General features: G+C 67.9%; 9 protein-coding genes. 4 read left to right on the forward strand and 5 right to left on the reverse strand.

Going from position 1 to position 11,419, the window contains the following annotated elements:
• The first annotated feature begins 236 nt into the window (after window positions 1-236).
• Genes V7053_RS00770 through V7053_RS00780 form a run of 3 tightly spaced genes read left to right on the forward strand, consistent with a single transcriptional unit; the run spans window position 237 to window position 4,365 of the window.
• Window positions 237-1,097, forward strand: coding sequence for a TetR/AcrR family transcriptional regulator (locus V7053_RS00770; RefSeq protein ID WP_334170350.1), 861 nt, complete (start codon window positions 237-239; stop codon window positions 1,095-1,097).
• Window positions 1,098-1,114: 17 nt separating this feature from the next.
• On the forward strand, window positions 1,115-3,157 hold the full coding sequence (locus V7053_RS00775) for a PTS mannitol transporter subunit IICBA (RefSeq protein WP_334170351.1): 2,043 nt from the start codon (window positions 1,115-1,117) through the stop codon (window positions 3,155-3,157).
• On the forward strand, window positions 3,154-4,365 hold the full coding sequence (locus V7053_RS00780) for a mannitol-1-phosphate 5-dehydrogenase (RefSeq protein WP_334170352.1): 1,212 nt from the start codon (window positions 3,154-3,156) through the stop codon (window positions 4,363-4,365). The genes V7053_RS00775 and V7053_RS00780 overlap by 4 nt, the downstream gene beginning before the upstream one ends.
• A 338-nt stretch (window positions 4,366-4,703) precedes the next feature.
• On the opposite strand, the gene V7053_RS00785 is transcribed toward V7053_RS00780, so the two are convergent.
• The 5 genes from V7053_RS00785 to V7053_RS00805 all read right to left on the reverse strand — a co-directional run bounded on the left by V7053_RS00785 (window position 4,704) and on the right by V7053_RS00805 (window position 10,695).
• On the reverse strand, window positions 4,704-6,401 hold the full coding sequence (locus tag V7053_RS00785; RefSeq protein WP_334170353.1) for a phospholipase C: 1,698 nt from the start codon (window positions 6,399-6,401) through the stop codon (window positions 4,704-4,706).
• 102 nt (window positions 6,402-6,503) lie between these two features.
• Complete coding sequence (locus tag V7053_RS00790) at window positions 6,504-7,163, reverse strand: TetR/AcrR family transcriptional regulator (RefSeq protein WP_334170354.1); 660 nt, start codon at window positions 7,161-7,163, stop codon at window positions 6,504-6,506.
• A 22-nt stretch (window positions 7,164-7,185) separates the two neighbouring features.
• Window positions 7,186-8,526 carry a phenylacetate--CoA ligase PaaK gene (paaK, locus tag V7053_RS00795; RefSeq protein ID WP_443022474.1) on the reverse strand — a complete coding sequence of 447 codons (1,341 nt, stop codon included), beginning with the start codon at window positions 8,524-8,526 and terminating at the stop codon, window positions 7,186-7,188.
• 103 nt (window positions 8,527-8,629) lie between these two features.
• Window positions 8,630-9,166, reverse strand: a complete 537-nt coding sequence (locus V7053_RS00800; RefSeq protein ID WP_334170355.1) for a hotdog fold thioesterase — start codon at window positions 9,164-9,166, stop codon at window positions 8,630-8,632.
• A gap of 122 nt (window positions 9,167-9,288) precedes the next feature.
• Entirely contained in the window at window positions 9,289-10,695 is a 1,407-nt protein-coding gene (locus V7053_RS00805; protein WP_334170356.1) for an MFS transporter, read from the reverse strand.
• A 105-nt stretch (window positions 10,696-10,800) separates the two neighbouring features.
• Here V7053_RS00805 and V7053_RS00810 point away from each other — a divergent pair, with 105 nt between their 5' ends.
• The gene (locus V7053_RS00810) at window positions 10,801-11,373 is read left to right on the forward strand and encodes a TetR/AcrR family transcriptional regulator (RefSeq protein WP_334170357.1); all 573 of its coding nucleotides are present in this window, start codon (window positions 10,801-10,803) and stop codon (window positions 11,371-11,373) included.
• Window positions 11,374-11,419: the final 46 nt, after the last annotated feature.

Consider the following 11,419-nt stretch of genomic DNA (forward strand, 5'->3'; position numbering starts at 1 on the left):
GCCGCACCGGCCCCAGCACCCGCCCCGGAGCCACACCCACACCGTGAAACTGCTGGTTCATTGGGGATCCTCTCGGTCTGGGCATAGGCCCGATGGCGGTTAGCTCCGCGTTACCTTAGTCGCTATAGCGTTGCTATACAAGCAGGTTTCGTGATTCTCACCACAGCCTCTTCGGCTGTGATCCAGATCACTATTATCTCTTGTATAGCGTTGCTATATCGGTTACGCTAGCGGTCATGCGTGAGACGGAAGTGGGCGTCGCCGGCGACGCCCAGGACGGGGAGCCTGCGAAGGCCTCCCCCCGTGAGCGGCTCATCACGGCCGCCATGGAACTGCTTGCGGCGTCGGACGGCAAGCCGGTTTCCACGCGTCAGATCACGGAAGTCGCCGGGGTGACAGCGCCCACGCTCTATCACCACTTCGGCGACAAGGACGGGCTCATGGAAGCCGTCGTGGCCAGAGGCTTCGAGGAGTTCGTCCAGCGTGAGGGGAACATCGAGCGATCGGCCAGCCCGATCCTCGACGTCCAGCGGCTATGGGACATCCACGTGCACTTCGGGCTGTCCCACGCCCAGCTGTACACCCTCATGTTCGGCAACGCGGGTCCCGGCCGTCGTCCAGTCCTCGTCGAGGAGGCTGAGCACCTCCTCGAACGGGAGATGGCGCGGGCGGCTGCCGCGGGCCAGCTCGGCGTGCCGCCGGCGCAAGCGGCGCGGGCAGTCCTGGCCGCCAACATCGGGGTGACCCTCATGCTGTTGGCGGACGAGCAGGACGAACCTCTCACGGGAGGCGATATCGCGACTCTGCCGCTCTCCGCGCAGACGCGCGACGCCGTCCTCCGCTCTGTCGTCTCGGACCCGTCGTTTGTCGACGAGCCCGAGCGGGGAGCGATCGCTGGGGGCCAGCCGTCCTACGTTGCGGCTGCGATCGCCCTCAACGCCACGCTCGAGTCCTCGCACCCGGAGCAGCTCTCCGGGACCGAGATGCGGCTCTTCCTCGAATGGCTCCACCGGCTCTCCAATACACCGGAGAACGGCAGGAACCGCGGGGGCGGCCAACCTCCCACTACCCCCGGCGGCCCGCGGGCTGCCTCCTGACACGAAAGCAGGGAACCATGTCGACCACCGCAGCCCCCTCGAGGCTCCACGCCACGCGGGCCGGGGTGCAGAAATTCGGCACCTTCCTCTCGGGCATGATCATGCCGAATATCGGTGCCTTCATCGCCTGGGGCCTCATTACCGCCATCTTCATCCAGCAGGGCTGGCTCCCTGTCGGTGCGCTCGGCGGCTTCGGCACGAATCCAGCCACGGGGACGACCTATACGGGCCTCGTGGGCCCGATGATCACGTACCTCCTTCCGCTGCTCATCGCCTACACCGGCGGCAAGATGGTCTATGACACGCGCGGCGGCGTCCTCGGCGCCATCGGCACGATGGGCGTCGTCGTGGGCACGAACATTCCGATGTTCATCGGTGCCATGATCATGGGTCCGCTCGGGGGCTGGACCATGAAGAAGATCGACGCGATCTGGGACGGAAAGATCCGCCCCGGCTTCGAGATGCTGGTCAACAACTTCTCCGCAGGCATCTGGGGTGCCATCCTCGCCCTCTTCGGCTTCTTCGCCATCGACCCGGTGGTCACGACCTTCAGCGCGGCCGCGGGCAATGCAGTGCAGTTCATGGTCAGCCACGGGATCCTCCCGCTCACGTCCATCTTCATCGAGCCGGCCAAGGTCCTGTTCCTCAACAACGCTGTCAACCACGGCGTCCTGACGCCGCTGGGCATCCAGCAGTCCGCAGCCCAGGGCAAGTCGATCCTCTTCCTGCTCGAGGCGAACCCGGGCCCGGGCCTCGGGGTCCTGCTCGCCTACATGTTCTTCGGCAAGGGCGCGGCCAAGGCCTCCGCTCCGGGTGCCGCGCTGATCCAGTTCATCGGCGGCATCCACGAGATCTACTTCCCGTACATCCTCATGCGCCCGCTGCTCATCCTCGCGACCATCGGCGGCGGGATGACGGGCATCGCGACCCTCGCGCTCACGCACTCCGGCCTCGTCGCCCCGGCCGCCCCGGGATCGATCATCGCGGTCCTCGCACAGACCGCGCGGGACAGCTACGTCGGCGTCGTCCTCGCGGTGGTCCTCGCCTGCGCGGTCTCGTTCGCGATCGCCTCGATCATTCTGAGAGCGGCGAAGAACAGGGAAGAGGAAGGCGACCTCGCGGCGGCCACAGCGAGCATGGAAGGCATGAAGGGCCGCAAGTCGATGGCTTCGACCCTCCTCGGCCGCGGCGCCGCGGGGGCGGCTGGCGGGGTCGGGACGGCTACCCTGACGGGCACCGAGATCAAGAACATCGTCTTCGCGTGCGACGCCGGAATGGGTTCGAGTGCGATGGGTGCGTCGGTGCTGCGCAACAAGATCCGGGCCGCAGGGCACAAGGACGTCAAGGTCACCAACCAGTCGATCGCGAACCTGACGGACACCTATGACATGGTGGTCGTCCACCAGGATCTCGCGCTCAGGGCAGAGGAGAAGACGCCGAGTGCCCAGCTCGTGACCGTCGACAACTTCATGGGCAGCCCGAAGTACGACGAGATCGTCGCCCTGCTCGACGAGCAGTCCGCGACCGAGCCCGTGCCGTTCGAAGGCGTGGCAGCCAAGACCGAGCCCGCCTCGGAGGAGGAGGCCGCCGCATTCCATGTGCCGGTACCCCACGCGCACACCGAGACCAAGCAGGTCCTGAAGCCCGAGTCGGTCGTCCTTGCGGGCGCGAGCGTGGACATGGCTGGCGCTATCGAGGAGGCGGGGCGCCTGCTCAAGGCGGTGGGAGCGGTCGACGACGAGTACATCGCGTCGATGCACGAGCGTGAGCGGTCGGTCTCGACGTTCATGGGCAACGGACTTGCCATTCCGCACGGCACGAACGAGGCCAAGGGGCACATCGCGTCCTCCGCGCTGACCTTCGTCCGCTACGACCAGCCGATCGACTGGCAGGGGAAGCCAGTGACGTTCGTCATCGGCATCGCAGGGAAGGACAAGGAGCACTTGGGGATCCTCGCGAAGGTCGCGAAGGTCTTCGGTGACCGCGAGCAGGTGGCCCGGCTGGAGAAGGCGCAGACCGTCAACGAGGTGCTCGACATCTTCGGAAAGGTGAATGCATGAGTTCCGAGGCCGCTTCGGCGCAGAAGGCGTCGGCAGCCCCTTCGGCCGTCCACTTCGGGGCGGGGAACATAGGCCGTGGGTTCGTGGGCCTCCTGCTCCATGAGGCGGGCTACGAACTCGTCTTCGCCGACGTCGCGGCGCCGCTCATCGACGCCCTCCAGGCCACGCCCTCGTACACCGTGCACGAGGTGGGCGAGGGCGGCCGGGACCACGTCGTGGACCGCTACACGGCCGTCAACTCCGGAACGGCGGAGGCGGAGCTCGTCGAGCGGATCGCGCGCGCCGAGATCGTGACGACCGCGGTGGGCCCGAACATCCTCAAGTTCGTGGCCCCCACGATCGCGCGGGGGATCGCCGCGCGGCTCCCGGACGCTCCGCGGCTCGCTGTCATGGCGTGCGAGAACGCGATCAATGCGACCGACCTCCTCGAGGCCGAGGTGCGCGTGGCGGCTGGATCCGAGGGACTCTCCGACGCGGACGTAGACAGCAGGGCGCTCTTCGCCAACACGGCGGTGGACAGGATCGTTCCTGCCCAGGCCCCGGGCGGCGGCCTCGACGTCCGGGTCGAGCCCTACTTCGAATGGGCCGTCGAGCGCGGCCCGTTCGGCGAGGAGGCCCCGGAGATCCCGGGCGTCACGTGGGTAGACTCGCTCGGACCGTACATCGAGCGGAAGCTCTTCACGGTGAACACGGGGCACGCGGCCGCAGCCTACTTCGGCCGTGCCGCCGGGAAGGAGAAGATCGCCGAAGCGATCGCGGACCCGTCCATCCGCACGAAGGTCGAGGCGGTGCTCGCCGAGACGAAGTCGCTGCTTGTCGCCAAGTACGGCTTCGCCCCCGACGAGCAGGAGGCGTACATTCGCAAGATCCTGGGCCGGTTCGCGAACGCGGAGCTCCCCGACACGGTCGACCGCGTCGGCCGAGCGCCGCTTCGCAAGCTCAGCCGTCACGAGCGCTTCGTGGGGCCGGCGGCGGAGCTCGCAGAGCGGGGCCTCCCGGCGGATGGCCTGCTCGAGGCAATGGGCGCGGCGCTGCGCTTCGACGCAGCGGACGACGACGAAGCGCAGCGCCTTCAGGCGGTCCTGGCCGGCGAGGCGAGCGACGTGGAGGTCGCGGAAGAGCTCTCAGGGCTCGACGCGGACCACCCGCTGCACGACGCCGTCGTCCGTCTCGTCGAACAGGCGCGCGCGGTGCGGACGCCGCACTAAGTTCCCCGGGCAGTCCCCTGCGGAGCAAAAGCAAAAGGGCCGCCTCCCCGTTCGGGGAGGCGGCCCTTTGCTCTAGCTAGTTAAACCTGCATCGCGCCGTTGAGATGCAGGTCACGTTTTCGAGTCTAGGCAGGTGCTCACAGCGAATCAAAGCCGAAACAAACCATCGATGCCAATTTGAAACATTCTCTTTGAGGCATCTCGGGTGCAGGAGCCACCCGTCGGGCACAACAACCGCCGGGCACAGCAAACCCGCCGGGCACAGCCACGCGTCGGGCATCAAAAGCGAGGCCCCCGCTGCGCCTGGGGCGCAACGGGGGGCCGGGAGGCCGATCGGGCTAGCTGCAGGAGCCGCCCTGGCCGAGATGCTGGCCGCTGTTGCCGGCGCAGTAGGCCGCCTGGACCACCGAACCGTTCGCGGGGTTGAGGATCAGTCCGTCGCGGCGGAGGTGGGTGAAGTCGAACATGTTCCCGAGCGAGCCTGCGAGCTGGTCGAACGAGCTGTCGCCGAGACGGCCGAGGTTCCAGTTGTCCTCGATGAAGCGGAGGATCGACGACTGCTGGGTCTGCGTGTGGTCGACGAAGTTCCGCTTGGCGTACGGCGAGATCACGAGAAGCGGAAGGCGCTGCCCGGGACCGCAGCGGTCCTGGTAGCCGCCGAGCACGGGGGTCCCGGCCTTCGCGGCGTCGAGGCACCACGCGGCGTCGTTCGCCGGGTCGTTCGAGGCGTTCTTGACCTGGGCGGCGACGTGGTCGTACCAGCCGTCGGAGTCGTCGTAGGCGAGGACGATCGCCGTCGAATCCCAGTTCTTGGACTTCTGGATCGAGTTGATCTCGTTCACCACGAACTGCTGCTCGTCGATCGGATCCGAGTTGGAAGCGTGCCCGTCCTGGTAGGAAGGAGCCTTGAGGAAGGACACGGCCGGCATGTTGTCAGTGTTCACGACCTTGTCGAAGGCCGTCATGTCGTACTGGTGGTTCGCCTGGCCGTTGTGGCCGATCTCAGCGTCGCTCGCCGGCGGGAGGTGGTGCGGGTTGGCCGTCGAGGCGTAGTACTGGAACGGCTCGTGGTGCGGGCTGTAGTCGGTCGAGGAGACGCCCGCGACGTTCGTGTGCTTCGTGGTGCACTGGGCGTAGTCCGTGCCGCTGATCGTCTTGCTGCCCTGCGGCGTGAAGCCACCCTGGAACCAGCCCCACGAGACTCCTTGGGCGTTGAGCAGGTCGCCGACGTTCTTGCCCTGCATCGCAGCGAGGGCGTACGGCGAACCGTTGCGGCTGTTGTCGGAGCAGTCGTCGTAGGCCGGGTCGGGGTCCCCGGTGACGGTGCCGACGCCTTGGGCGTTCGGCGACTTCACCGTGTAGGAATCCGGCGTCGAGGTCTGCTTGCCGGTGAGCGCGTCGATGCTCGTCACGCCGTGGGTCTGGCCCGAGACGAGGTTCAGGGCCCCCGGCGTCGAGGGGCCGAACTCGTCGTCGTAGCTGTTGTCGCTCATAGCGAAGTGCTGGGCGTAGTTCCACATGCCCGTCACCGTGTTGCCGTCGTAGTAGCCCATGGTGAGGCCCGGCGCCTGGTACCGGGGGGCGCCGCACGTGTCCGTGCTCGTGTACTGGACGAACTTGTTGAGGAGCCCGCCGTTGTAGGCCTGCTGCTCAGGGGTGTAGGCGTGGTCCTGATCGCACGTTACCGCCTGGCCGGGGGTCAGGCGGAACGGCTGCACCGAGTTCGGGTTGTTGGGCGCGAGGAGGCCCGCGTTCGCGAGGGTGTTGACGTTCTTCGGCGTGTTCGGCGCGGCCGTGAAGGACGACGCCGGGGCGCCGCTTCCCTGAAGCGTCTCGCCAGCCGTGTTGGCGGCGTTGGGGTAGGTCGCGAAGTAGTGGTCGAACGAGACGTTCTCGCCGAAGATGACGACGACGTGCTTGATGGGAGTGGTAGTCGAGGCCTGTGCGGGCAGGGCGGCTGCGATAGCGCCGCCCGACGCCACGACGAGCCCGAGCGCGCTCGCCGCGGCGGCGGAGCGAATGCTGAACTTCGGCATCTGGAATTGGTCCTTCAGGTCGTTGGAAGAGGGGTCCCCGGAAAGACCCTAGACCTGTGAAAAGCCTGTGATGCCCGAGTTCTGAATCAGTTCAACAAGAGTTCACCCTTCTTGAACCCGGCCGTCCGCCCTCAGCCCGTCGAACAGGACCGCGACCACGTCGTCGGCGAGCTTCTCCGGCGTGAGCGATCCTCCCGGGCGGTACCACTCGACGATGGAGTTGATCGTGCCGAAGAGGAGTCGCGACACGGTGCGGGGGTCGACGTCGCTCCGCACCGTGCCCTCGGCCCGTGCCTCCTCGATGAGCTCGGCGACCTGCCGGTCGAAGCCGCGACGCCGCTCGAGCGCGCGCCGCTCGGTCTCGGTGTTGCCCCGCAGGCGGAGGAGAAGCGTCACGAACGGCAGCCGCTCGGTGAGGACGCTGACGGTCGAGCGCACGACGAACTCTAGCCGGTGTTCGGCCGTGCCCTCCTTGGTCTCGGGGGCCTCCCACACGGACTCGAGGCCGCCGAGTGCCTGCTCGAGCGCGAGCGCGAGCAGGTCCTCCTTCGAGGGAACGTGGTGGTAGATGGCTGACTTCGAGATCCCGAGGTTCTCCGCGAGGATCCCCATCGACGTCGCGTCGTAGCCATGCCGGTTGAAGACCTCGACGGCGACGTTCAGCACGGACTGCTGGTCGTAGCCGGGCCGCCCCCGGCGCCCGGACGGCGCCGGTCCGGGGGCATCGGGGCCGGGGGTCTTGGTTGCGGCGGGGGAAGGCATGGGTTCGAGTCTAGGCCGAGGCTCAGCCCTGACGGCGGAGATCGTAGATGCGGCGCAGCTTTCCGTTCGAGCGCTCGAGCGATCCGGGCTCGACGACGTCGATGCGGCACGAGGAACCGATGTGGACCTTGATCTGCTGGCGAAGTGCCGCCGCCGCCGAGGTGCGCTGCTCCGCCGTCGTGCCCTCCCGGGGCTCGATCTTCACGGTGAGCTCGTCCATGCGGTGGGGGCGGGTGATTTCGAGCTGGAAGTGTGGGCTCAGCTCCGGGATCCGCAGCGCGATCTCCTCGATCTGGGACGGGAAGAGGTTCACGCCGCGGAGGATGATCATGTCGTCGCTGCGGCCTGAGATGCGGCCCATGCGGCGATGGCCGGGGCGCGTCGTGCCGGGCTGGAGGGTCGTGAGGTCCTTCGTCCGGTAGCGGATGATCGGCAAGGCCTGCTTCGTGAGGGACGTGAAGACGAGCTCCCCCGTCTCACCGTCGGCCTTGGTCTTGGTGAGGTCGAATGGGTCGACAATCTCGGGGCGGAAGTGGTCCTCCCAGATGTGGCTCCCGTCCTGGGTCTCGACCGACTCGCCGGCGACGCCCGGGCCCATCACCTCCGAGAGGCCATAGATGTCGCAGGCCTTGAGGTCGAACATCTCCTCGAGTTCGCGGCGCATCTCCTGGGTCCAGGGCTCGGCCCCGAGCACTGCGAACTTGAGCGAGGTCGCCCGCGGGTCAAGCCCCTTGTGGATCATCGAGTCGCCGATGGTGAGGAGATAGGTCGGCGTGCAGAGGATCGCGTCGGGAGCGAAGTCGCCGATGAGCTGGATCTGCTTCTCGGTTTGACCGCCGGACATCGGGATGACCGTCGCGCCGAGCTTCTCCGCGCCTGCGTGGGCGCCGAGTCCGCCGGTGAAGAGCCCATAGCCGTAGGCGTTGTGCACCTTCATGCCGGGGCGGACGCCGGACGCGCGGAGGCAGCGGGCCACGAGCGTGGCCCAGTTGTCGAGGTCGTGCTTGGTGTAGCCGACGACGGTCGGGCGGCCGGTCGTGCCCGAGCTCGCGTGGATGCGGGCCACTTGGTCCATCGGGACGGCGAACATGCCGAAGGGGTACTCCTTGCGGAGGTCTTCCTTGGTCGTGAAGGGAAAGTTGGACAGGTCGGCGAGCTCCTTGAGGTCGTTCGGGTGCACCCCGGCCTCGTCGAACTTGCGCTTGTAGAGCGGAACCCTGCGGTATGCGTAGTCCAAGGTCTCCTGGAGGCGTGTGAGCTGGAGCGACTCGATCTGGTCGCGCGACATCGTCTCCTCGGCGTCGAGGATCGCGGGGCCGAACGCTGAGGTTTGGGGGGACTCTGGGGCGGCGGTCTGGGTCACGGTGTCTCTCTCCGTAGTGGCCAGGGGATGGGGTGGGGGTTGCGGCAGCTTGGTGGGGGTTGCGGCAGCTTGGTGGGGGTTGCGGCAGCTTGGTGGGGTGGCGTCAGCGCTGGGGGATCGTGCGCGAGCGGCCGCGGAATTCGGCGATGAGGCGGCCGGAGGTGTCTGCGTCTGGTGACGCGAAGACCTGGACGTCGTAGAGCCCGCTGCGCCCGGCTTGGGCGCGGCGGGCCGCGACGGCCGTGATGCGCTCGCCGACGTGGGCGGGAGCGAGGAATTTGACGCCGACGCCGGCGGCGACGGTGATCGTGCCGGCCTGGCCCTCGTCGGGCGTGTGGGGGTTGCAGGCGAGGGCGAAGGCTGAGTCCGCGATGGCGAAGATCATTCCGCCATGGGCGATGCCGAATCCGTTGAGCATCTCGCGCCGAAGGGTGGTCGCGACCGTGGCGCTGCCGTCGCCGAGGGCGAGCACTTCGAGGCCCATCCATTCGGTCGCGTAGTCGTCGGTAAGGATCGGGTGGGCCAAGGATTCCGGGTGGGCCAAGGATTCCGGGTGGCCGGGCGACTCGGGGCGCACCGGGGTCTCCGGTTGGTCCAGCTCGGCCTGGGTCTCCGTCTCGGCAGGAGCAGCGTCGCTCATAGGGGTACCTCGCAATTCTTTACCGAATGTTCATTAGGTAATCCCATGCGCGACGATGTGTCAAGACACACAAAGAGCAGCCGCCCGGCGAAGCCATGCTTCGCCGGGCGGCTGCTCTTTGCTCATGCGGTCCTCTGCCGCCTTGTCCCGATCCCGACGACGGCGGCCAACGCGAGGGCGGAGAGGATGGTCGCTGCCCAGAAGCCGGCGCGGCCGCCGACCGTGAAATCTCCCGGCGCGGCGAAGGCCGCGAAGGTCGACGCAACGATGGCGAGCCCGACGGCGCCCCCGAGCTGCTGCATCGTCTGGAAGAGCCCGGACGCGGCCCCCGCATGCTCTGGCTCGACGTCGCGCAGCGCGAGCGTCGTGAGTGGCATGAACGTCATCCCCGCCGAGATCCCCGTCGTGACGAGGGCCGCCGCGACCACGGCGAAATTCGTGGTCGAGCTGATCTGGGTGAGGGGCAGGAAAGCGACGACGCGCAGGGCTGCGCCGACGATGACGAGCGGGACAGCGCCGATCCTCTCGACGAGCCGAGGGATGACCCGCGACATCGCGAAGATGCTCAGGGGCATGGGGAGGAACGCGAGCCCGGTCACGAGGGGCGTGAAGTGCAGTTGGTCCTCGAGGTATTGGACCATGAGGAAGAACATGGCCAGCATGCCGCCGTAGGTCGCAGCCATGGCGGCCAGCGCTCCGACCCGGCTCGGGCTGCGCAGGAGCTGCGGCCGGAGGAGGGGGTGGGGAACGCGGCGCTCGGTGAAGGCGAGGAGGCCGATGAGCGCTGCTCCGATCCCGAAGCCCCCGACCGTCCTGGGGCCGAGCCAGCCGTAGTCGGGCGCCTGGATGAGGGCCCACACGATCGCGACGGCGCCTCCGGTGGCGGTGACGGCGCCGACCACATCGAATCGACCGGGCCTGCGGGGCGTTTCCCCGACGAGGCGCGGCACGGCGACGAGCACGAGGAGGCCGATGGGGACGTTGATGAAGAGGGTCCATCGCCAGTTGACCGTGTCCGTGAGCACGCCGCCGAGGATGAGCCCGATCGCACCGCCCATCGAGGCGATCGCCGAGAACAGGGCGAGCGCGCGATTGCGAGAGCCCTCGTCCGGAGCGTTCGTCGTGATGAGGGCGAGCACGCTCGGGGCGGCGAACGCGGCGCCAAGGCCCTGCAGGGCCCGCGCAACGACGAGGAGGGCTGGCGAGGTGGCCACGCCGCCCAGGAGGGAGAACAGGGTGAAGGCAGCCACGCCGATCAGGAACGTGCGTCGCCTGCCGACGACGTCCCCTATCCGGCCGCCGAGAAGCAGGAGGCCGCCGAACGCGACGGCGTAGCCGTTGAGGACCCAGCTGAGGTCGGAACGGGAGAAATGGAGATCGGTCGCGATGTGCGGGAGGGCAACGTTCACGACCGTGGCGTCGAGGACGAGCATGAGCTGGGCGAGCATGACGAGCCAGAGGCCGGTGTTGCCGGAGCGGCGGGAGGACGTGGCCGAGTTGGGTGCGCGAGTGGCGGTGATGGGTGGCATGAGGGGTGTCCTATTCGGCGTACACTAAGTGGAGAGATGCTCCGATTAGAAATATACGGAGAGTGTCTCCGTTTTGCAACCGTCTGAGAGGGAGTAGTGGTTCCTGTGCGCGCTGACGCTCGCCGCAACCGCGATCGGATCGTCGAAGTCGCTCGGGGCCTCTTCCGCACGAAGGGCTACGACGCCGTCTCGATGGACGAGGTCGCGAAGGCGGCGGAGGTGGGCACCGGCACGCTCTACCGGCACTTCCCCACGAAGGAGGACCTCTACGACGCGGTGCTCGAAGCGTGGGCTGACCGGGTCAACGCGGCCGTCGAGCGAGCCCTGTCCCTCGAGGCCCCGTCCCGTGAGCGGCTGTTGGCCTGGCTGACGGACTTTGCGGCGATGCTGACTGAGCACAAGGGGGCGGCGGCGCGAATCACTGCCGCGCTCGGAGACCCGGGGTCGCCGTTCGCGACGAAGTGCCAAACGTACCTCGGCGCCAATCAGCGCATCATCGAGGGGCTGGGGTCTGCCGTGCGGACAGGGGTCGATCCGATGCAGATCAGCCGGCTCGTGGGCGGCGTCGCGGCGGTGGCGGACAACAGCGAGATCTCTCCGGACGCTCTCGCCTCGATGCTCGCGATCGTGGCAGACGGGCTGCTTGCCCCCGAGGGCGCGAATCTCGCGAGCCGGTAACGCCGCGCAGCCGGGCGGCCACGCGGGCTTTCGGTGCGAGGATGGG

The organism is Sinomonas sp. (assembly GCF_036848755.1).
Classification (GTDB): Bacteria; Actinomycetota; Actinomycetes; order Actinomycetales; family Micrococcaceae; genus Sinomonas.